We start from the raw sequence: 19,947 nt of genomic DNA, 5'->3' as shown, positions 1-19,947 counted from the left end.
GTCCACTATGCAGTATCTGACACAACACCAGGCCAGCACACACATGTGCCCCGGTGACTTGTCGGTGGTCAATAGCGGCAGGGAAACGCCCGGACCCATTCCGAACCCGGAAGCTAAGCCTGCCCGCGCTGATGGTACTGCAACCGGGAGGTTGTGGGAGAGTAAGTTACCGCCGACACCAAACATAAACAACTACATAAAAAAGGGGACCAGCACACCACTGGTCCCCTTTTTCCACGTTTTCAACCAATTGCAACCGTTTCATTGGTAGCGCCGCCGGTAGGTCCCGCTTTTTGTTCGTCCCGGTTATCGGTAATCGAGACTGCTGATTGAATGTCTACCTTGATAGCTTGGTGACCAGTCCTGCGCATGTTCGCTAGTTAATTATCTTTAAATGACAGGCGCTTTTCCTGTGGGACATGGACACTGACTAGATGAGACCAGGCCTTTTGCAATATTGCGAAAATTACAAGAGTAAGACACAGCTTCCGCTTTAGCTTCGCGAAGCTCTCCTCGGCTCTCTAGGAAAGCAATAAATCTGCTGGTCTTAACGTAATCTCTGCTTTTTGATTTCACGCCCCTGAAATAGGACTTGATTCCTGGCGTGATTGAGATAATTCATCGATTCGGGACTTGGCGTCAATGTTTCCAATGCGTCAGTTCGCCATGGCTTAGTCGATAGTTTCTTTGCCCAAAGGCGCATATCACGAATTCGTATTCGTAGGAACATTTTTTGGATATGGAGCAGTTGTCAGCGACGGTTGAAAAGTAGCCCAGAAACGACGGTTGAAAAGTAGCCCAAAAACGACGGTTGAAAAGTAGCCCATCCGAGAACAATTGGATGGGTGATTTCCATGGATGATTGGGCGCAGATCAGAATCTTGCGCAATGAAGTGATGTTGTTTCGGGGATTTAGCACGAAATTGGATTGGCTAGCATTGCCTTCAGAGCAGCCTGCTTGAATGGTTGTAGTTTCAATCAGGCCGGCGTTCCCCTCTTAGTATCCCTAGCGAACTAGGCCAGGGCCACACTAACTGGATACATCGCTATCGAACCAAGCGTTAGGGGCTAGGCGCATCACGGGTCTCTGACAAGTCTTCTGCTGTAGCGGTTTGTTAAATTTCATCTTTCAATCATTCGCGCCCGGTCGTTGTCATCCCCCTACTTTCCCTCGTTTCTAGCAAACCATCGGCGTCCGAACCGGGGGCAGCGATCTACCTCGCGCGGACTCTCTGGGCATCGAGATTTAAGTTTGTCATCGAGAATAATTTTATTGGCCCACTTACTCGATCTCGTCCTGGCATTAGTGGGTCTAGTTCATGGTTTTGTTCCAAGACAAGTTCATGGGCTCTACACGTTATTGGATCATGCTTGTGTGTATCGGCCAACCCCGATGGGCTTAACTTTTGGTAGGACCAACCCATGAATTACACAAATGTGTTTTAGCTGTTAGGGGCGATAATCTGCCGCTGAGTCCAAAACTCCCGGGGTTTGTCCGTTATGGGATCGATAAAGCCAATGTTGCGTGCGGTCAGATGCATCGGAATGCTCATGTCCTCGGCCTCGGCTGGGTAGATAACCGGATAAACCGGGTCCCCGAGGATTGGAACCCCCGCCCGCCACATGTGCAGGCGCAATTGATGAGTCTTCCCGGTCTTTGGCCTCAATACGTAGCGGGCTTGGGGCGCCAGGGGGCCATGGAGGGCGTTAAGCAACTCCTGTTCCCCCTCGTTGAGCTGCTCAACGGCGGCCAGGGTGGTAATCGCGTTAATCGGCCCGTCCACCAGCCGGCCCTGTATTTCGCCGGGGGTCTTTTCGATGCGCGTCTCCCACAGGAGGGGAGTCTCAAAATCCTGGCGTTCCGCGATCGCCTCGTAGGTTTTTTCCACCCGCCTTTCCGCGAAGAGCGTTTGATAGGCGCCGCGCACCTCACGGGTCTTGGTAAACACCAAGATGCCGGAGGTTAGCCGGTCTAGTCGGTGCGCGGGCGAGAGCTCTTGGATTCCGGTTATGCGGCGAAGCTGGACGGTTGCGGTCTGCACAATGTGCTTGGCCCGGGGCATGGTGGCCATGAAGGGCGGCTTGTCCGCGACTAGGAGGTTCTCGTCCTCGTGGATCACGGTGATGTCATATGGAACTTCTTCTTCGATTGCGGGCGTGCGGTAGAACCACACGTCTTCACCGGCAGCGAGAGGGGTCTCTGGCGCGAGGGGCGTGGTATCGCGCAGCACCACCTCGCCGGCGGCGAAGCGCCTATCTACCGCCGCCTCATTGTCTTCTGGGTGGCGGTGGCGCTGGCTGCGCACCAGGTGCCAGATGAAATCCCAGGCGGATATTCCGGCTTCTTCGGCAGGGACTCGCGCCCGGGTGGGGTTCAGGCCGTCACGGATAGGAAGGGGGGTGAAACCTTTACGCCGATGGGCTATATTTTTAACCATGGATTTGAACGCCCTTCTTGCACCGGTAATTGACTTTTTCTCTGACGGCATTGGCGCCGTCATCGCTCAGATCGCTGAGGTTGTCTACAGCATTTTGTTCCCAGCCAACGCCGACGCGGCTACCACCTTCCCAGCAGCCAAGGTGTAAACGGCGCCGTAAAAACAGCCTTATTTTAGCCGGTTTACCGCTTGCGGTGTTACTGAAGTTACCAGTAGCCAAGTTGGTATAACCGGCTATACTTGTCTATGTACACGCACCCAGCTGAAAGGACATGAAGTCATGGCCAAGGAAGACATTGTAGTAGTAGCGGTAGACGGTTCTGACGCTTCAAAGAACGCCGTTCGTTGGGCTGCTAACACTGCTATGAAGCGCGGCATCCCGCTGCGTTTGGCATCGAGCTACACCATGCCGCAGTTCCTGTATGCGGAGGGTATGGTCCCGCCAAAGGAACTGTTTGAGGACTTGCAGGCAGAGACCCTGGAAAAGATTGAAGAGGCCCGCGCCCTAGCGCATGAGGTGGCGCCGGAGATCAAGATTGGGCACACCGTAGCTGAGGGTTCCCCTATCGACATGCTCTTGGAGATGTCCCATGACGTCACCATGATCGTGATGGGTTCCCGCGGAATGGGCGGGTTGTCCGGCATGGTGATGGGTTCGGTATCCGCTTCTGTAGTCTCCCACGCCAACTGCCCGGTTGTTGTGGTTCGTGAGGACAATGCCGTTACTGAGTCCACCAAGTACGGCCCGGTAGTGGTCGGCGTCGATGGATCCGAGGTGTCCCAGAAGGCAACGGAGTACGCGTTCGCTGAGGCTGAGGCCCGCGGCGCGGAATTGATTGCCATCCACACCTGGATGGATATGCAGGTCCAGGCCTCCCTCGCCGGCCTTTCCGCGGCCCAGGCCGAGTGGTCTGAGGTCGAGCGTGAACAGGGAGAGTTGCTCAACGAGCGCCTCGCCCCGCTGGTGGAGAAGTATCCTGACGTAAAGGTCAAGAAGCTGATTGCGCGTGACCGCCCGGTGCGCGCTTTGTCCGACGCCGCCGAGGGCGCCCAGCTCCTCGTTGTCGGCTCCCATGGCCGTGGCGGATTCAAGGGCATGCTCTTGGGCTCCACGTCTCGCGCGCTGCTCCAGGCTGCACCGTGCCCGATGATGGTGGTCCGCCCAGAATCGGACTAGGGAGTTACAAGGCTTCAAGGGCCGATAGAGAATAAGACCGGGCGTCATTGGATGCCCGGTCTTTTCGCGGCCTCCGGGAGAATTTTTGCAGGCTCCATTAGCACAGCTCAGCACGATTTGCGTAAATTTTCGCTGTTAACTTTCGCACTACCGAAATGCAAACGTGTGAAAAGTGTGAAACCATGGGGCTATACGCGATTGCGTAATCCTTAAAAAATCGAAAGGACTTTTCAAAATGGGTATGGGTATTGGCTTCATCGGCTGGATCGTTATCGGCGCACTGGCCGGTTTCATTGCTGAGAAGATCATGAAACGCGATCACGGACTGGTTACTAACCTTATTGTTGGCGTTATCGGCGCAATCCTGGGTGGCTGGATTCTTGGCCTCTTCATCGATACCGCAACCAACGGTTGGATTATGTCCCTGATTACCGCGGTTGTCGGCGCTTGTGTCCTGCTGTGGATCGTGGGCCTCATCCGCTCCAAGAGCGCTAAGTAAGGCGAATATAAGTAGCTTTGTTTAGCCCCTGCGGCTAATATACATACCGGTTTGTCTATATCGCATAGATGAATCGGTATTTTTGATCCCAGACTAAATAGACACCACGCCCACAGGAAGAAGAGGTACACCGTGGCAGCCCCCAAGAAGTCCCGCAGGAACCGCCCTAGTCCGCGCAGCCGCCTGCTGGACTCGGCCACGAACCTTTTCACCACTGAAGGCATCCGCGTCATCGGCATCGATCGCATCCTTCGCGAAGCCGATGTCGCCAAGGCCTCCCTATATTCCCTTTTCGGTTCCAAGGATGCGCTCGTAATCGCGTACATCGAGGCGCTCGATGAGAAGTACCGGGCGGAATGGACCGCGCGCACGGAGTCCATGACGGATCCGCAGGATAAGCTGCTGGCCTTTTTCGATCTCGCCATCGAGACCGAGCCGCAGCAGGAATTCCGCGGTTCCCATTTCTTAAACGCCGCCGGCGAATACCCTCGCCCGGATACGGACGCGGAGCGTGGAATAGTGGCCGCCTGCCTGGCCCACCGGGCCTGGATGCATTCCACGATGACCGCGCTGCTGACCGCCCGCAATGGCTATCCATCCGAGGATCAGGCCTCCCAGATGCTCATTTTCCTCGATGGCGGACAGGCCGGGGCCCGCCTGCAGCGCGATGTTGCGCCCCTGCATACCGCTAAGGAACTCGCCGTGCACATGCTGGCCGAGCCCCCTGCGGATTACTCCATCTAGCTTTTAGGCCGGTTCCTCCGGGGACTGCTTCGCCTCGGCCTCTTTGCGGGCCAGCATCCTTGCCTGGGCGATCAGCTGCCCGCGGCGTTTGCGCTCGAGCTTGCGCTGGGCTTTTTCTTCCTTTGTGAGCTTCGCGCTACCGGCCCTGAAGGCCGCCCAGGATTCGCGCCGCAGCGCGTGGTGCGCATCGCCCAGGGCGTAGCGCTTGCGCAGGATGAACTCAAAGACGATGGTCTGACACAGCGTGAAGAGGTTGGTGCATGCCCAGTAGACGATGATCGCGGTGGGAACCGGCGCATTCATGGCGGCGTTCCACAGCAAAAACGGCACGGCCACGGTCATAAAGATCAGGAAATAAAACAGCCGGCGCGCGAGCTTCTCATCGAATTGGGTGGTCAGAAAACCTCGATAGAGCGAAATGCCCAGGTTCGCCACGGTAAATAAAATCGCGGCGATCAGCCATGGGGTGATGACGTTTTTAACGTCGGCGCCGCTTACTCCGAGCGACGCGGCCACGTCATCGGGCATGGACACGTAGGCCGGAAGCGGAATCCCCTGGAAAGTGGTGCTGCGGAATGACAGGACCTCCTCCGGGGTGAGCAGGCCGATACTTGCGTCCTGGTCCGGCCGGGCCATATGCAAAATCACACGGTAGAGGCCCAGGAACACCGGGATCATGATCAGCGGCGGAATGCAGCCCACCGATGGCTTATACCCATAACGTTCGTGAAGCGCCCTTTGCTCTTTCTGCAGTGCGAGCATTTCCGCCGGGTCCTTGACCGCCTTCATCCGGTCGCGCAGGTCATACATTTCGGGGCGCATGAGGGCGCCGATGCGCCCGGAGCGGATGGACATCCAGTTCAACGGCAAAATGAGACCGCGCACGGTGACCACTAGCAGCGGGATGCAGATGAGCCACGCCACCCCTTCGGTCAGGAAGGGATCAATGATGAGGTGCCAAACCTTCATAATCCCTGATACGGGGTACGTAAATGGCAGCAGCACGGCGGTGCTCCCTTCTATTTCGGCCGGGGTGGGGCACTTACAGACTACAGATTGTACGGCCGGCCGCGCGAAGGCCTCGCCTTCGGTGAGGACCCAGGCCGGCCGGGGACTAGGCTATAACGCATGACCCCCAGCATTGATCAGCAACGGCTCGAGTCCCCCACGACGGACGCGGATGTACTGCGCAACGGCATCCATATCCTGACCGCCATGCTGCTAGTCGCAGCGATTTTTGCCTCCATGCGCATGGAGCTTTCCGCGGCGGTGGTCAACCTGATGCTGCTGTCCGCCTTCGCGGCCATCTATTTTGCCGGCTCCATGTTCATGGAGCGCTGGGGCCTGGTGCCGCAGTTGGTCTGGCTCGTGGCGCTTACCGGCGTGTGGTTCCTCGATCTGCTGGTGGCGCCGGTGGGCATTTACTTGGTCTTCGCATTATTCTTCCTCTACCTGCGCGTGCTGGGGGAGACCTGGGGCGTGGTGGCCGTGATCTTCCTGACCGCAATCAGCATCGGAGTGCAGGTACCCGACGGTTTGACCCTAGGCGGAATCATGGGCCCCATGGTCTCTGCGATAGTCACGGTGGCCATCTACTACGCCTTTCGCGCACTGCAGCGCATCTCCCAGGAGCGGGAGGTGCTCATCCAGGAATTGGTCAGCACGCGTGAGCAGCTGGCGGAGTCTGAGCGCAGCGCCGGCGTAACCGAGGAGCGGCAGCGCATCGCCCACGAAATCCATGACACGCTGGCCCAGGGGTTAAGCTCCATCCAGATGTTATTGCACGCCGCGGACCGTTCGGTGGATGCGGGGGAGCGGGAGAAAGCTCGGGAGCGCATTGCCCTGGCGCGCACCACGGCGGCGGATAACTTGCAGGAGGCCCGCGCCATGATCGCGGCGCTGCAGCCCGCGTCCCTGCAGGAGACCTCCCTGACCGGCGCATTGACCCGCATGGCGGAGGGGTTTGCGGCCACCGGTGATTTGACGATCGATGTGGACGCGGAAGGCCCCGTGCACCAGCTTCCCATGAAGGTCGAGGCGGCGCTGCTGCGCATCGCCCAGGGCGCGGTGGGCAACGTGGTCAAGCATTCCCAGGCCACTCGGGCGCGCATCACCGTCACCTACGCGGAGGATGAGATTCGCGTGGACGTGGTGGATAATGGGCGCGGCTTCGACGTAGCGGCCGTCACCGGGCGCCCCGCCGGCCTGGGGCACATTGGCCTGTCCGCCATGGAGCGCCGGGCCGCGGAGCTTGGCGGCGGCGTCACCGTCGAATCCGCGCCGGGTGGGCCCACGGCGGTGTCAGCATCCATACCGCTTGAGCCCTCCGCATAGACTAAACTTTTGGATGACCGTTGACTCCAACTTCTAGAAGGAGGGCCGCCCGTTGATTAGGGTATTGCTTGCAGATGACCACGAGATTGTGCGCTTAGGCTTGCGTGCCATCCTCGAAGAAGCAGAGGATATTGAGGTCGTGGGTGAGGTAGCCACCGCGGAGGCTGCTATTGCCACCGCGCAGGCCGGCAGCATCGACGTGGTGCTCATGGACCTGCGCTTCGGGGCGGGCATCGAAGGCACCCGGGTGCTGGGCGGTGCGGAGGCCACCAAGACAATCCGCGATACCATGGATAATCCGCCAAAGGTCTTGGTAGTGACGAACTATGACACGGACGCAGACATCCTGGGCGCCATCGAATCCGGCGCGGTGGGCTATTTGCTCAAGGATGCGCCGCCGGCGGAGCTCGTGGCCGCGGTGCGTTCCGCGGCCGAGGGCGACTCGGCCCTCTCGCCCATGGTGGCTGACCGTCTCATGACTCGGGTGCGCACGCCGCGCACGTCGTTGACTCCGCGCGAGCTGGAGGTGCTTAAGCTGGTGGCCTCGGGTGCCTCGAACCGCGAGATTGGCCAGGAGCTCATGCTTTCCGAGGCCACCGTGAAGTCCCACCTAGTCCACATCTATGACAAGTTGGGCGTGCGCTCCCGCACTTCCGCCGTGGCGGCGGCCCGCGAGCAGGGTGTGCTGTAATAGCGGGAGCATCGGTTTAAGCCAGCTTCCCAAAAGCAATAGACAGGAAGCGGGCTGATTCGGCGCGGCCTGTGGTGCATCGGAGGCTTTTAGCGGGAGTTTGCCTCGTTGTATGCATCGATGATGTTGTGGGGAATCTTGCCGCGGTGGGCAACGGGGATGCCCTGCAGGCGAGCCCACTGCCGAATCTCCGCCGGGTCGACGCGCCGGTAGTCCTTCTCCGGCGCCTGGCGAGCGGCCTGCACGTAAGGTTCCAGAAGGTCGTGGAACTTGCGGGCGTTTTCGCGGGAGAGGTCAATCAGATAGTTTTTGCCGTCGATGCTAAAGCGGACAACCTCCAGCTCATCTTCGGCGATAAGCGTGTGGTCAAGATCGTCATAGAACTGGGTTACTTCGCGGCGGGCCATGACTGTAGCGGCTCCTGTCCTTTCCTTAACCGGCGCTTAGCGAGCGGGCGTGTGGTGCTTTATTCCGGCGGATTCCCGTGCGGTAATTCGCCGTGACTCTAGGCGCAAGCGGAGACGCGTCCACATGCGAAAATTTCTGGTTGTTGACATGCTAACAGCGGAATTTTCGCTTTGTAAAGCCACCATTTAATTTAATGCTCTAGCTACTTCACTGCGCTAACTAATCGGGCTGGGAGCGCTAAATTCCCCAAGATTTTCCGAAGTAATTACGGAATATGCCTCGACGTCATGCGATGCGCCGCGGGCCCATAACCGGCCTGAACCGGCACTCTGTGAAAAAGACCCGCTAAAACAGCGGGGGTATTCTTGCCACAGCCGCGGTGCGGTCAATAGATTCTTCGCAAAAGAATATAGGCCATAATTTCAAAAACTCGCGGCGATACTTCCGTTGAATTTAGGGCCAGCCTGGGCATGGAAAAGCCCCCGTTTCGGGGGCTGGTGCAGCTCGTCGTGCGTCAATCCCTAAGGCGGGAATGCGCGGTTTAGCCTTCCTTTACCAGGCGCTGCTGAATCTCATTGGTGACGGTGTCAATGTCATTGTTGATGGTGTTGTGCGCGCGGGTGCGCTGCTGGGGGGTCATGAATTCGGCGTTGTCAACAGCCGCGTCCAGTTCCTCGAGGCGGTCCTTAACGTCACGCTGGAAACCCGCAGGCAGTGCAGTATTTTCCAGGGAATTGCGGATTCCCTGAATGCGCGCCTTCAAGGACGCGCCGTGGCCGGAGAAGGAAGCCAGCTGGGACGGGGTCACGCCGGCCTGCTTGGCGCGGGTGTCTTCAGCGCGGCCGCGTGCCGCGGTAATTCCGCGGTAGACCAGAGGCAGCAGGAGAGGGGCGGCGGTGCGCAGGGCGCTGGCGTAGCGGGAGATGGTCTGCGCATTAAATTTGCCGGCCTTGATCTTCTCAAGTTCCTTCTTGGCCATCTTGTATTCGTGCTTGCGCCGCTTCTTCAGGCCCTTTTCCTCGGACTTAATGAGAGCCTTCTCCTGCTTGGCTAGTAGCTTCTGCTGGCGTTTGTTTGCCTTGTTCGCGGCCTTAACCTGGGACTTCGTGCGGGCCTTGGCCGCCTTAAGCTCAGCTTTTGCGGCGGCGCGGGTGCGGCGGAAGTTCTTCAGAATGCTCACTTGTGCTTTTCCTCTTATATAGGGGACAGTCTTTTGAATTCAACATTACCCTTTTAGCTCCGCTAAGCTCGGGCGGGTGAGTTATTCGGCCGAGGATGTCTTGCAGCCCTCCGATCTTGTGGGCTGCCGTTACCGGCGCGTGCAGGCGCGGCACTTCCCGGATATGCCTCACACTCACCTCTCCCAGGCCCGCGCCGTCCGTGCCGAGGCCGGCCGCCTCGCCGTCCTGTCCAAGCTGCCATCCCGCCCGGATTCCCGCGCCAAGCGGTTCCGCCGCATCGACTTAGGCCCGCTGGGGCCGGTGCCGGAGGAGGAGCTGTTCTACCGCTACCTGTCCACGCTTGAGGCCATGGCCGCCGGCTATACCCACATAACCGGCGGGGTTTTGGAGACCGGCAATCTCGTGGCGCCAGTGGATATCCTGCTGCGGGAGGGGGAGGCCTACACGCCTATTAATGTCTCCAACCACCGGGTGGAGCGTAAGAGTCCTAAGCACACCTGTTATTCGGTGCCCACATACCGCCTGGGGCTCTCCGAGCCGCTCGAGGTGGGCTACAAGCTCCGGCATAAGGCTACCGATAGCGTGCGCCTTGCCGTAGCGGCCCGTGCGCTGCGCGAGCTGGGGGTTGACTCGGGCCGGGGCGGATACGTAGGCCAGGATCGCGACAGGGTCTTCTTCCAGGCTACGGACACGTTGGAGCAATCCTTAAACTCCGCGCTGGCGGTCCCCGTACCGGACATGCCCCGCCGCACAAAGGAGTGCGCAAGCTGCAGGTTCTGGGACATGTGCGAGCCTGAACTCGTAGCCGCCGATGACTTGAGCCTCTTCCTGCCGGGAGAGCGCGGCTTGAAGTACCGGGAGCGGGGCATCCACACCGTCCAGGCCCTCATCGATGCGGGGCTTGGGGAGCCGTCCCAGTTGGCGGCGGCGTGGCGGGCGGGCGTCCCGCTGCTCAAGCGCGCCGCTGTGCCCGAGGTCCCCCGCGCCGACGTGGAAGTCGACGTGGACATGGAGGCCTACCTCGACCAGGGCGCGTACCTGTGGGGCGCGTGGTATGAGGGTGAGTACTATCCCTTCGTTACGTGGGAGCCGCTGGGCGGGCGTGCCGAGGCGGCAAATTTTGAGGAATTCTGGACCTGGCTTATGGGCCTGCGGGAAAAGGCGCACGCGCAGGGCAAGACTTTCAAGGCTTATTGTTATTCCGCGCACGGCGAGAATCATTGGATGATCATGTCCGCGCAGCGCTTCGGCACGCCGGCGTTAGAGGAGGTCAATGCGTTTATCGCGTCCGAGGATTGGGTGGACCTTTTCACCTACGTCAAGCGCGCCTTCGCCGGGCCGTTTGGCCTGAGCCTGAAGACGGTGGCGCCCGTGGCCGGGTTCCACTGGGATGTGGATGATTTCGATGGGGAAGAGTCCGTGGCCGCACGTCGCGTAGCGCTGGCCGGTGACATGGAGTCCCGGGAACGCCTCCTGACCTACAACGCGGACGATGTTCAGGCCACGCTCGCGGTCCGTGAGTGGATGAGCGCCGGGGCTACTGGGGTGCCTCGACTCGGCGAGTGAGCGCGGCGCCGATCACCACGAGCAGCGTCAGCAGCCCGGCGAACAGCGCGATGAAGCCGGCCCAGCTGAAATTGGCGAAGGCGCTTCCGGCGAAGGTGCCCAGGACGGATGAACCAAAGTAATAGCAGAAGACGTACATGGAGGAGGCCTCGGCGCGATCGGCGTGGGCGAGGTGGCCCACCCAGCCGGACGCGGTGGAGTGGACGGCGAAAAAGCCAATGGTAAACAGCAGCAGGCCCGCGATGGTCAGGGCGAGGCCGCCGAGCATCATGACGATGCCCGCCAAATATAAGACGGCGGAGGCGGTGAGGGTGCGGCCGTAGCCGTACTCCGCGACGAAGCGCCCCGCGCGTGCGGAGGACCAGGTGCCGAACAGGTACATCAGGAATACCATGCCCACAAGCGAAGCCGGCAGCCCAAAGTCCTCGATGAAACGGAATGACACGAAGTTGTAGATGGAGACGAACGAGCCCATCGCCAAGAACGCGATGATGAAAAGCCCCGCCAAGTGGGGGTTGCGCCAGTGGTGGACCATGGCCTGGAATTCCGCGCGGAAGTAGATCTCCTTGGCGTGGAAATTACGCTGGCGGGGCAGCAGGATGACCGCGATGATGGCGAACGTCAGCGAGGTCAACGCGGAACCCAGCAGGGCCGCGCGCCAGCCCGCGAACTCCAGGACCGCGGCTGGCACCAGGCGGCCGCTCAGCCCGCCGATGGACGTACCGGCGATATAGATGCCCATGGCCCGCGGGAGCACCCTGTCATCGAGCTCCTCCGCCAACCAGGCCATGGCCGTCGCCGGGGCGCCGGCGAGCAGCGCGCCCTGGAGGCCGCGCAGCGCGATGAGCTGCCAGGCGTTACTTGCCAGCGGGACGGCCAGCCCCACGGCCATTGCGGCGAAGACGGAGAAGAGCAGCAGCCTGCCGCGGCCGAAGCGCTCCGAAAGTATGGAGGCCGGAACCACGCACACCGCCAGCGCGCCGGTGGCGGCGGAGACGGTCATCGCGGCCTCGGTGAAGGTGAGGTTTAGCTGCCCCACCAGCTCCGGCAGGATGGCTTGGGTGGAATACAGGCCGGAAAAGATGGCCAGGCCCACGCACAGCATCGCGGTGATGGCACGCTTGGTACGCTGCGCCTCGTTTGGGTTCCTCAATACGGCCTGGTTATTCATGCCTTCTAGGGTGCCCCAACGCCTTCAATGTGTAAAATGTTTAAATCACCATGGTTTGATGCAAAACATGCATGATTTAGGCGAGGGGTGGCCCATGCAATTTGACGACGTCCGCGGTTTCGTTGCCGTGGCCGAATCCCTCCACGTTGGCGCCGCCGCAGACCGTTTGGGGCTGTCCCAATCCGCGCTTACCCGCCGCATCCAGCGGCTCGAGGCCGCGCTGGGCGCCGATCTTTTCGATCGTTCCGGGCGCCAGCTGGCGCTCAACGCCCGCGGGGACGCATTCCTGCCGCACGCGCGCGGCATGCTGGCCTCGTGGCGAGCGGGCGCGGACAGCGTCTCCCGCCTGATGGATCCAGAAAGGGGCACCGTGCGCCTGGATTTCATGCACTCGCTGGGCACGTGGATGGTCCCCGACCTACTCCGCGGGTACCGGGCGCACCATCCCCACGTCGATATCCGGCTCCACCAGGGCGCGGCGCAGGAGCTGGTGGACCGGGTCCGCGCCGGGCACTCTGATTTAGCGCTGGTTGGCCCGCGCCCTGACGCCCCCGACCTGGGCTGGCACCAGCTCGAACTCCAGCGTCTGGCCGTGAGGGTGCCAGAGGGCCATTGGGCCGCCGGACGCGATTGCGTTGCGATGGCCGATCTGGCCGAGGAGGATTTCATTGGCATGCTCCCCGGCTATGGCACCCGCATGCTCCTTGACGCGCTTGCCGCCGAGGCGGGCTTTACCCCGCGCCTCGTCTTCGAATCGATGGAGCTAACCACCGTGGCGGGGCTAGTGACCGCGGGGCTGGGGTGCGCGCTGCTGCCGCTCGATGACCCCTATTTGGGCGCGGAGAACCTGGTCCCCATTGAACCACCCCGCTACAGGGAGTTGGGTTTGGTCTGGAAACCCGGCGCCCCTGCCCCGCCGGTGGATCAGTTCCGCGCCTTCGTTACGGGCTAGTCCGGATGAAGAGGGCACCGAAAAAGGGGCCGCCACCGGCACCGGCGCGACCCCCTTTTAAAGAAAAGAAGCGAAATTACTTCTGTGCGGCTGCGTAGCGCTCTGCTACGTCATCCCAGTTGAAGACGTTCCATACGGCCTCAACGTAGTCAGCCTTAACGTTCTTGTACTGCAGGTAGAAAGCGTGCTCCCACATATCGAGCATCAGCAGCGGGGTGAAGTTTACGGAGATGTTGCCCTGCTGGTCGGTCAGCTGCTCGATGATGAGGCGGCCCGCGATGTGGTCATAACCAAGAACTGCCCAGCCGGAGCCCTGCAGGCCCAGGGCTACGGCGTTGAACTGAGCCTTGAACTTGTCGAAGGAACCAAAGTCGCGGTTGATGGCCTCAGCCAGCTCGCCGGTTGGCTCGCCGCCACCGTTTGGAGAAAGGTTCTTCCAGAAGATGGTGTGGTTGGTGTGGCCACCCAGGTTGAACGCGAGGTTCTTGGTGTATGCGCGGATCTTGTCCGCGTTGGCCTCGCCGTTGCGCTCAGCCTCGAGAGCCTCAAGCGCGGCGTTTGCGCCGGCTACGTAGTTGGCGTGGTGCTTGGAGTGGTGCAGCTCCATGATCTCCGCGGAAATGTGAGGCTCAAGAGCATCGTACGCGTAGTCAAGTTCTGGAAGTTCGTATACTGCCATGGTTCAAATCCTTTCGTTGATTTCCTGACCCATGATAGGAGCAAATCAACATTCCGCAACGTTTTTATGTCCAAAATGTGGAAATTTGCTGGCCACGGTAGTGTGGCGGATATCGAAAATCGTCAAAGGAGGCAACCACCATGTCGTTTCTGTTTAAACCGGAGCCAAAGATTGTGGCGGCGTCGGAGGCGCTAGAGGGGCGGGCCGAGCCCATCAACCCAGAGCCCGCCAACCATGCCGTGCTGGGCACGCCGCTGACCGGGCTAGAGGAGGGCCAGGCGGAGCTGTACGTGGGAATCGGCTGTTTCTGGGGCGCGGAAAAGATGTACTGGCAGCAGCCGGGCGTTATCGCCACGGCGGTGGGCTACGCCGGCGGGACCACGCCTAACCCCACCTATTACGAGGTCTGCCGGGGGTTGACCAACCACGCCGAGGTGGTGCGCGTGGTCTACAACCCGGCCGAGGTGTCCCTGCGCGAACTTGTGGTCCTGGCGCTCGAGGCCCACGACCCAACCCAGGGCTTTCGCCAGGGCAACGACGTGGGAACGCAGTACCGTTCCGCGTTCTACGTCCACACGGAGCGGGAGCGCGAGGAGGTGCAGGGGCTCGTGGACGCTTACGCGGACAAGCTAAAGGCCCACGGTTTCGGGGAGACCACGACGGAGGTCCGTCTGCTTTCCGCTACCGACGCCGCCCAGTTCTTCCTCGCCGAAGAAGAACACCAGCAGTACCTGCACAAAAACCCGGGCGGGTACTGCCCGCACCACTCTACGGGCGTGGCCTGCGGCTAAAACGGGCACAATCGGGCATAAAAGGGCACAATAGGGAGTATGAGGAATTCCGCGGGAAACAAAGTCGTACTTATCGGTGCCGGCGACGTGGGGGTCGCCTATGCCTACGCCCTGGTCAACCAGGGGACGGTGGACCACCTGGCCATCATCGACATCGATGAGAAGAAGCTGCAGGGCAACGTCATGGACCTCAACCACGGCGTGGTCTGGGCCCCCTCCCGCACCCGCGTGACCAAGGGCACCTACGCGGACTGTGAGGACGCCGCGATTGTGGTCATCTGCGCCGGCGCCGCCCAAAAGCCGGGCGAGACCCGCCTGCAGCTGGTGGACAAAAACGTGGCCATCATGAATTCCATCGTGGGGGACGTCATGGCCTCCGGCTTTGACGGGATCTTCCTTGTCGCCTCCAACCCGGTGGACATCCTGACGTATGCGGTGTGGAGGGCCTCCGGGCTGCCGCACCAGCGCGTGATTGGCTCCGGGACCATCCTGGACTCCGCGCGCTACCGCTACATGCTGTCCGAGGAGGAGGGAATCGCGCCGTCCTCCGTTCACGCCTACATCATCGGCGAGCACGGCGACTCCGAGCTCCCCGTGGTCTCATCCGCCAACATTGCCGGCGTCCACCTATCCCACTTGGCCAAAGACCACCCCGGCTACGAGGAACGCATCGAGAGGATCTTTGAGCAGACCCGCGATGCGGCCTACCACATCATCGATGCGAAGGGATCAACCTCTTATGGCATCGGCATGGGGCTTGCCCGAATCACGCGCGCGATTATCCAAAACCAGGGCGTGGCGCTTCCAGTCTCCGCGTACCTGACCGGCGAATACGGCGTGGAGGACCTCTATATCGGTACCCCTGCCGTGATTAACCGCCAGGGCATAGCCCGCGCCATTGAACTAGAATTGAACGCGCATGAAAAGGAGCGTTTCGAGGCTTCGGCCGCGACGCTGAAGAAAATCAAAGAAGAAGTGTTCGGCTAGTGAAGATTGTGGCGCACCGGGGATACTCCGGTAAGTATCCCGAACTATCACCCATTGCGGTGGACAAGGCATTGGAACTGCCCATCCACGGCGTGGAGATAGACGTGCGCCTGACCCGCGATGGCCACACCGTGGTGCATCACGATGCAACCCTGGACCGCACGTCCACCATGCGCGGCGCGGTGTCCAAGATGGACTGGGCGGAGATCAAAAACGCCGAGATCGGCGGCCCGGAATTCCCGGGCCAGCACCCCATGCTGCTGGACGAGGTGCTCGAGCGCTTCCAGGACCCCGCGCACAGAGACAAGCACCTTTTCATTGAGACCAAGCACTCCGCGCTGCGCGGAAGCGAGATTGATGAACAGGTCATACTGCGCCTGCGGTATGCGGGCCTCCATGAGGATCCGCGCATGCACATCATCTCCTTCAATCACTCCGCGATGCGCACGCTCCGCCGCCTGGCCCCCGAAACTGATCGCTTCTACCTGCGCCGGGAATGGGAACGCCGGTTAAATCCCAGGGATTTCCTGCTGTCACGGCCCACGGGGCTCGGCATGAGCCTGCTGCGGGCCAAGTTAAGGCCCGGGGACATCGGCGCGAAGGGCCTGCCCACGTACCTGTGGACGGTCAATGACGCCGATGACATCGCATGGGCGGCGGAGCGCGGCGTCAAGATCGTGGCCACGGATGAGCCAGAAGTAGCCCTGCGCGCGCTCGAGGAACGGTAACCAGGTATCCTTTTGGCCATGGCCAAGAAGAAAAAGAACACTGAGAACCTGCCTGAGGGCATGTCCCGCCGCCAAGCAAAGCTCGCCGCCCGCGCCGCGGAGCGCGCCGCGCTGGAAAAGGATCCGCGCCCATACGGTGGCCTAGCCGCCGAATCGCAGCTGGTAGCGCTGCAGGAATTCGTTCCCTCCGCAATCGCGAAACTGGACGTGAAGGGCTTCGACAGGGACGTCTACGTCTCCACCGTCCTGCCGGGTGCTTCGGCAGCGCTCGTGCGCGACGAGGAATTCGGCGGCGCCGCCTTCGTTGCGCTGCAGGTGCAGTCCCACTCCCACAACCCGGGCCGCGACCTTGCGTTCGCTCTGAACTGGGCCAAGGGTGCGGCCCCGGGCTCCACGCTGGAGTCCACCGTCGCGGACGGCTCCCAGCCGGCGCTGACCGAGCTGCTCGACGAGGCGCAGGTGCTGGATATCGAGGTTTACCAGGACTTTAGCTGGTGGCTTCCGGAGGGAACCGAGGTCACCCCTCAGGTTGCTCACTCCATGCAGGCGGCTAACGATTCAGTCATCCCGTCCCACCAGGTAGGCGAGGAAATCTCCGGCACGGCATTCTGGGCTAACGCAGGCGGCGGCAAGGCCCATATTCGCTGGGTGCGCCCCAACGATGACGAGTCCGCGTTCCTTAATGCCCTGGCCCGCGTGGCCGCCCGTGGTGACCTGAATCTCGGCGAGGGCACCAAGTTCGCCGGCGTTTTCCGCACCCACGGCCTGATCGCCCCGGTCTTCGACCTGGACCCGTCCGTGCCGCACGATTCATACGAGGCTGAGCTCACCCGCGTGGACAAGGCGCTCGAGGAGGAGCTGTCCAACGACGCACAGCTCACCGCCGACGAGCGCAAGCAGCTAGAAAACATCAAGTCCCGCCAGGTGACCCTGCGTTAAGCGCTTGCGCAGCCGGGACTTTGGCCCCAGGCCTTGCGGGGATCCGCGCGGCCTGGGGTTTGCTGTAGGGGCTTGGCGCCGCGATGAAACCCGCGCCCGGGCACGGCCTCTAGCCGCTCCTCCGGGGCGGAGGGCGGCTGGAAGCTTAAACGTGCAGCGGTTGTGGCGGCGGCGCGCCTGGGCCCGCCCGCGAAGTTACGGGCGGCTGCCAGCGGAGCGTTCCCGCGATGCGGCGAATCCGGCCCCACCTGGTGGGCGGGCCCGCGCCGGGATAGTAATCCTCATTGACGCCGTTGTGGAAAGAGCACAGCATAGTCAGGTTCGCGGCGTTGGTGTTGCCCCCGGATTCCCACGACTGAATGTGGTGGACCTGGGAGCGGTCCGCCGGATTATTACAGCCCGGCCAGATGCACACGGGGGATTCCGCGGCGGCCATGAGCCGCTGCTTGTCCGAGGCAAAACGGTCCGTCCGGTAGATATTCACCGGGCCCTTGAGCGGGTGGAATAGCGTGGCGTAGGCGTAGGAGCTAAACCGGCGGGCCAGGAACTCCGCGCCGGTCATGGTGGCGCCATTGGTTAGCCGGAGGGTGATTTCCTCCCCGTCGCCGTCCAGGATTTCATCGAGCTGGTCGAGGGTGACCAGGACGTTGGTGGTGACCTGGGTCGCGGCGGCCCCGCCCTCGAAGAAGAGGGCGCGGAAGGCGTCGAGGGGGTCTTTGGAAGAGTGGGCGCGAACCGCGGATTCGATGTCCGCCACCAGGTGAGAGGGCGCGGTAACGCACAACCTCCACAGGCGCTTTGCGCTGCGCAGGACGCGGAAGCCCGGCTTGGGCTCCGCGGGCGGGTTGAGCTTGCGCAGGCGGGCCTTGGCCACGCGCTTGACGTCCTTGGCCGGGGTGCGGCACAGCTCCACGCGCAGGTCCCACGCGTCCTTCTGGGTCTTGGCCCGCGCAGCCCAGCGCTCAATTTCCACCAGGACCGGAAGCGCATGGCCGGAACGGCGCGCGCTGGACACCGCGGAGCGCTGCTTTCCGGTGAATCGGGTCTGCCCAAAGTACGTGGCGCACAGGCTCAACGCTTCAGCCGCCTGGTCGGGTGTGGCGCCAAAGGCAAGCAAATCTTCTTCACGCAGGCCAACGTGCGCGGCGACGAAATCGACGCCGGCCGCGCTCGCTGCGTAAAAAGAAGACACCTCATGCATGGCGCTCACGCTAGGGTGCAACACTCGCTAAAGGCAAGCCCCTGCCGGCGGTTATCCACAGGGGTCAGGGCGGCCGCGCCGGGCGGCGCGGGTTTATCCACAAAATGGCGGCCCCGGGCGCATCACCATTGCGCAACCGGGGCCGCTGCTTCTATACTCGCGGGCCTTTTACTTCATGGAGTCCCACAGTGCCTGCGCGCCGGCCTCATCCCACAACACCACGTTGCCCACCACGGTATCCGAGAATCCGGCTACGGGGACCGTTTCCGTCTCCACGCCGTTGCGCATAGCGAGCGCCACGCGAGCCAAATGCCAGACGTGATCGCCAGTGTTCACGGTGAACGAACCGGCGGTGTTATTAACCAGGGACACGGCCTTGAACGGATTGATAAACGTGCCTGGCGAGGTGACCTTCTCCAACAGGGCACTGAAGAATTCGCGCTGGCGGGCGACCCGGTCAAGATCGCCCATGGCCGTGGCGCGCGTGCGGACATAGCCCAGCGCATCCGGCCCGCGCAGATCTTGGCAGCCGGCGGCCAAGTTAATGCCGGCCAGCGGATCGTTGATTGGTTCTTGCACGCAGATGTTGATCCCGCCCAGGGAGTCCACAACGTTGGCAAGGCCCCCCATGCCGATCTCCGCGTAGTGGTCGATGCGCAGGCCGGTAGCCTGTTCCACGGTGGTGGCGAGCAGGGCCGGACCGCCGTAGGAGAAGGCCGAGTTGATCTTGTCCTCACCGAAGCCCGGCACGTTGACGTAGCTATCGCGGGGCAAGGAGACTAACTTGGCCCTGCCGGAATCCGGGATGTGGAGCAACATGATGGTATCCGTGCGGCCCACGCCTACGTCTCCGCCCGTGCCCAGCTCGGCTTGTTGCTCCGCGTCCAAACCCTGGCGGGAATCGGAGCCGACCAGCAGCCAGTTCGTGCCCGCGGTGTCCGGAACCTGCTGGGACGGCAGCGCCTCCACGCGGTCCAGGCGGGTGTCCGTCCAGAGGACAAACGCTAAGCTAAGCACCACAACCGTGGCAATCAGCAGCCCGATGCATCCCCACGGATTGGACTTCTTCCGCCGCCTGTGCGGCTTCGACCTGCGCGCGTCCGGCCGAGGGGCGACGTAGGTCTGGCCCTGTACGCTGGGCTGGTACTGCGGCTGCGGTGGATACTGCTGCTGGTACTGCGGTGGGTACTGCTGCTGCGGCTGGTATTGCTGCGGCTGGTACTGCTGCTGCGGCTGAGCCTGCCACTGGCGCGTGTGTTGCGTTTGATACCGCGGCTGCGTCGAGGGAGCCTCGCGGCGCGGCGGGCGCTGCTGAGGGGGACGCTGGCGCGGCGGCTGCTGGCGCGGCGGCTGCTGGGCTGAAGACTGGCGGCGACGCACGGGACGGCCGTAACGGTCGGTAAGCGGGGTGCCGTCGGCACGCAGGACGTAATCGCCACGATCTCCAGAATTCATACCCAT

At 61.8% G+C, this 19,947-nt stretch carries 20 protein-coding genes and 1 rRNA gene; 13 read left to right on the top strand and 8 right to left on the bottom strand.

All coding sequences use genetic code 11. The features are described 5' to 3' along the window. Positions 1-60: 60 nt before the first annotated feature. Positions 61-178: ribosomal RNA gene (rrf, locus tag CENDO_RS10685) — 5S ribosomal RNA — on the top strand. 1,264 nt (positions 179-1,442) lie between these two features. Here rrf and CENDO_RS10680 read toward each other — a convergent pair. Then, a complete protein-coding gene (locus tag CENDO_RS10680) occupies positions 1,443-2,501 on the bottom strand; it encodes a pseudouridine synthase (RefSeq protein ID WP_136142000.1) in 1,059 nt (352 codons plus the stop codon). Between CENDO_RS10680 and CENDO_RS11215 the strand changes: the two genes are divergently transcribed. The 4 genes from CENDO_RS11215 to CENDO_RS10665 all read left to right on the top strand — a co-directional run bounded on the left by CENDO_RS11215 (position 2,437) and on the right by CENDO_RS10665 (position 4,858). After that, positions 2,437-2,586, top strand: coding sequence for a hypothetical protein (locus tag CENDO_RS11215; RefSeq protein ID WP_168707206.1), 150 nt, complete (start codon positions 2,437-2,439; stop codon positions 2,584-2,586). The two genes, CENDO_RS10680 and CENDO_RS11215, sit on opposite strands and share 65 nt — an antisense overlap. A 132-nt stretch (positions 2,587-2,718) precedes the next feature. Continuing rightward, positions 2,719-3,615: a universal stress protein gene (locus CENDO_RS10675; protein WP_136141999.1), complete on the top strand. Its 897-nt coding sequence runs from the start codon at positions 2,719-2,721 to the stop codon at positions 3,613-3,615. Between the two features lie 235 nt (positions 3,616-3,850). Continuing rightward, on the top strand, positions 3,851-4,114 hold the full coding sequence (locus CENDO_RS10670; protein ID WP_136141998.1) for a GlsB/YeaQ/YmgE family stress response membrane protein: 264 nt from the start codon (positions 3,851-3,853) through the stop codon (positions 4,112-4,114). Between the two features lie 132 nt (positions 4,115-4,246). Further along, entirely contained in the window at positions 4,247-4,858 is a 612-nt protein-coding gene (locus CENDO_RS10665) for a TetR/AcrR family transcriptional regulator (protein ID WP_136141997.1), read from the top strand. 3 nt (positions 4,859-4,861) lie between these two features. On the opposite strand, the gene yidC is transcribed toward CENDO_RS10665, so the two are convergent. Beyond that, the gene (gene yidC, locus CENDO_RS10660; RefSeq protein ID WP_136141996.1) at positions 4,862-5,827 is read right to left on the bottom strand and encodes a membrane protein insertase YidC; all 966 of its coding nucleotides are present in this window, start codon (positions 5,825-5,827) and stop codon (positions 4,862-4,864) included. A gap of 159 nt (positions 5,828-5,986) precedes the next feature. Between yidC and CENDO_RS10655 the strand changes: the two genes are divergently transcribed. Together CENDO_RS10655 and CENDO_RS10650 are read left to right on the top strand one after the other, a co-directional pair. Next, positions 5,987-7,192, top strand: a complete 1,206-nt coding sequence (locus CENDO_RS10655; RefSeq protein ID WP_136141995.1) for a sensor histidine kinase — start codon at positions 5,987-5,989, stop codon at positions 7,190-7,192. 52 nt (positions 7,193-7,244) lie between these two features. Continuing rightward, positions 7,245-7,883, top strand: coding sequence for a LuxR C-terminal-related transcriptional regulator (locus CENDO_RS10650; protein ID WP_136141994.1), 639 nt, complete (start codon positions 7,245-7,247; stop codon positions 7,881-7,883). 89 nt (positions 7,884-7,972) lie between these two features. Here the strand turns inward: CENDO_RS10650 and CENDO_RS10645 are convergent, their stop codons facing one another. Both CENDO_RS10645 and CENDO_RS10640 read right to left on the bottom strand, forming a co-directional pair. Further along, positions 7,973-8,290, bottom strand: a complete 318-nt coding sequence (locus tag CENDO_RS10645) for a histone-like nucleoid-structuring protein Lsr2 (protein WP_136141993.1) — start codon at positions 8,288-8,290, stop codon at positions 7,973-7,975. 542 nt (positions 8,291-8,832) lie between these two features. Then, complete coding sequence (locus CENDO_RS10640; RefSeq protein ID WP_136141992.1) at positions 8,833-9,471, bottom strand: DUF6474 family protein; 639 nt, start codon at positions 9,469-9,471, stop codon at positions 8,833-8,835. Positions 9,472-9,634: 163 nt separating this feature from the next. Here CENDO_RS10640 and CENDO_RS10635 point away from each other — a divergent pair, with 163 nt between their 5' ends. After that, positions 9,635-11,038 (top strand): TM0106 family RecB-like putative nuclease, encoded by a 1,404-nt coding sequence (locus CENDO_RS10635; protein ID WP_136142275.1) that lies wholly within the window; start codon positions 9,635-9,637, stop codon positions 11,036-11,038. Here CENDO_RS10635 and CENDO_RS10630 read toward each other — a convergent pair. After that, positions 11,010-12,209: an MFS transporter gene (locus CENDO_RS10630; RefSeq protein ID WP_136141991.1), complete on the bottom strand. Its 1,200-nt coding sequence runs from the start codon at positions 12,207-12,209 to the stop codon at positions 11,010-11,012. The genes CENDO_RS10635 and CENDO_RS10630 overlap by 29 nt on opposite strands. 94 nt (positions 12,210-12,303) lie before the next feature. Between CENDO_RS10630 and CENDO_RS10625 the strand changes: the two genes are divergently transcribed. Then, positions 12,304-13,161 carry a LysR family transcriptional regulator gene (locus tag CENDO_RS10625; RefSeq protein WP_136141990.1) on the top strand — a complete coding sequence of 286 codons (858 nt, stop codon included), beginning with the start codon at positions 12,304-12,306 and terminating at the stop codon, positions 13,159-13,161. 76 nt (positions 13,162-13,237) lie between these two features. Here the strand turns inward: CENDO_RS10625 and CENDO_RS10620 are convergent, their stop codons facing one another. After that, positions 13,238-13,840 (bottom strand): superoxide dismutase, encoded by a 603-nt coding sequence (locus tag CENDO_RS10620; protein WP_136141989.1) that lies wholly within the window; start codon positions 13,838-13,840, stop codon positions 13,238-13,240. Between the two features lie 140 nt (positions 13,841-13,980). Here CENDO_RS10620 and msrA point away from each other — a divergent pair, with 140 nt between their 5' ends. From msrA to CENDO_RS10600, 4 genes are read left to right on the top strand one after another with little or no spacing between them, the layout of a single operon-like run. Beyond that, complete coding sequence (gene msrA / locus CENDO_RS10615; RefSeq protein ID WP_136141988.1) at positions 13,981-14,631, top strand: peptide-methionine (S)-S-oxide reductase MsrA; 651 nt, start codon at positions 13,981-13,983, stop codon at positions 14,629-14,631. A 39-nt stretch (positions 14,632-14,670) separates the two neighbouring features. Continuing rightward, a complete protein-coding gene (locus CENDO_RS10610; RefSeq protein WP_136141987.1) occupies positions 14,671-15,618 on the top strand; it encodes an L-lactate dehydrogenase in 948 nt (315 codons plus the stop codon). Next, positions 15,618-16,346, top strand: coding sequence for a glycerophosphodiester phosphodiesterase family protein (locus tag CENDO_RS10605; protein ID WP_136141986.1), 729 nt, complete (start codon positions 15,618-15,620; stop codon positions 16,344-16,346). Before CENDO_RS10610 ends, CENDO_RS10605 begins: the two co-directional genes overlap by 1 nt. Positions 16,347-16,364: 18 nt before the next feature. Beyond that, entirely contained in the window at positions 16,365-17,285 is a 921-nt protein-coding gene (locus CENDO_RS10600; RefSeq protein WP_136141985.1) for a DUF5926 family protein, read from the top strand. Positions 17,286-17,430: 145 nt separating this feature from the next. Here CENDO_RS10600 and CENDO_RS10595 read toward each other — a convergent pair whose 3' ends face one another. Both CENDO_RS10595 and CENDO_RS10590 read right to left on the bottom strand, forming a co-directional pair. Further along, positions 17,431-18,486: an HNH endonuclease signature motif containing protein gene (locus CENDO_RS10595; protein ID WP_136141984.1), complete on the bottom strand. Its 1,056-nt coding sequence runs from the start codon at positions 18,484-18,486 to the stop codon at positions 17,431-17,433. A 168-nt stretch (positions 18,487-18,654) separates the two neighbouring features. After that, positions 18,655-19,941 carry an LCP family protein gene (locus CENDO_RS10590; RefSeq protein WP_136141983.1) on the bottom strand — a complete coding sequence of 429 codons (1,287 nt, stop codon included), beginning with the start codon at positions 19,939-19,941 and terminating at the stop codon, positions 18,655-18,657. Positions 19,942-19,947 lie beyond the last annotated feature (6 nt).

It is taken from the genome of Corynebacterium endometrii, from assembly GCF_004795735.1.
In the GTDB taxonomy this organism is placed as follows: domain Bacteria; phylum Actinomycetota; class Actinomycetes; order Mycobacteriales; family Mycobacteriaceae; genus Corynebacterium; species Corynebacterium endometrii.
Note: the sequence above shows the minus strand (reverse complement) of the source record. Positions and strands in the feature narration are given on the sequence as shown.

Bases quoted from the DNA above. Each gene is read 5' to 3' on its own strand.
- CENDO_RS11215 (WP_168707206.1), top strand. From the start codon at position 2,437: ATGGATTTGAACGCCCTTCTTGCACCGGTAATTGACTTTTTCTCTGAC.
- CENDO_RS10680 (WP_136142000.1), bottom strand. From the start codon at position 2,501: ATGACGGCGCCAATGCCGTCAGAGAAAAAGTCAATTACCGGTGCAAGA.
- CENDO_RS10675 (WP_136141999.1), top strand. From the start codon at position 2,719: ATGGCCAAGGAAGACATTGTAGTAGTAGCGGTAGACGGTTCTGACGCT.
- CENDO_RS10670 (WP_136141998.1), top strand. From the start codon at position 3,851: ATGGGTATGGGTATTGGCTTCATCGGCTGGATCGTTATCGGCGCACTG.
- yidC (WP_136141996.1), bottom strand. From the start codon at position 5,827: ATGAAGGTTTGGCACCTCATCATTGATCCCTTCCTGACCGAAGGGGTG.
- CENDO_RS10655 (WP_136141995.1), top strand. From the start codon at position 5,987: ATGACCCCCAGCATTGATCAGCAACGGCTCGAGTCCCCCACGACGGAC.
- CENDO_RS10645 (WP_136141993.1), bottom strand. From the start codon at position 8,290: ATGGCCCGCCGCGAAGTAACCCAGTTCTATGACGATCTTGACCACACG.
- CENDO_RS10635 (WP_136142275.1), top strand. From the start codon at position 9,635: ATGCCTCACACTCACCTCTCCCAGGCCCGCGCCGTCCGTGCCGAGGCC.
- CENDO_RS10630 (WP_136141991.1), bottom strand. From the start codon at position 12,209: ATGAATAACCAGGCCGTATTGAGGAACCCAAACGAGGCGCAGCGTACC.
- CENDO_RS10625 (WP_136141990.1), top strand. From the start codon at position 12,304: ATGCAATTTGACGACGTCCGCGGTTTCGTTGCCGTGGCCGAATCCCTC.
- CENDO_RS10620 (WP_136141989.1), bottom strand. From the start codon at position 13,840: ATGGCAGTATACGAACTTCCAGAACTTGACTACGCGTACGATGCTCTT.
- msrA (WP_136141988.1), top strand. From the start codon at position 13,981: ATGTCGTTTCTGTTTAAACCGGAGCCAAAGATTGTGGCGGCGTCGGAG.
- CENDO_RS10610 (WP_136141987.1), top strand. From the start codon at position 14,671: ATGAGGAATTCCGCGGGAAACAAAGTCGTACTTATCGGTGCCGGCGAC.
- CENDO_RS10600 (WP_136141985.1), top strand. From the start codon at position 16,365: ATGGCCAAGAAGAAAAAGAACACTGAGAACCTGCCTGAGGGCATGTCC.
- CENDO_RS10595 (WP_136141984.1), bottom strand. From the start codon at position 18,486: ATGCATGAGGTGTCTTCTTTTTACGCAGCGAGCGCGGCCGGCGTCGAT.
- CENDO_RS10590 (WP_136141983.1), bottom strand. From the start codon at position 19,941: ATGAATTCTGGAGATCGTGGCGATTACGTCCTGCGTGCCGACGGCACC.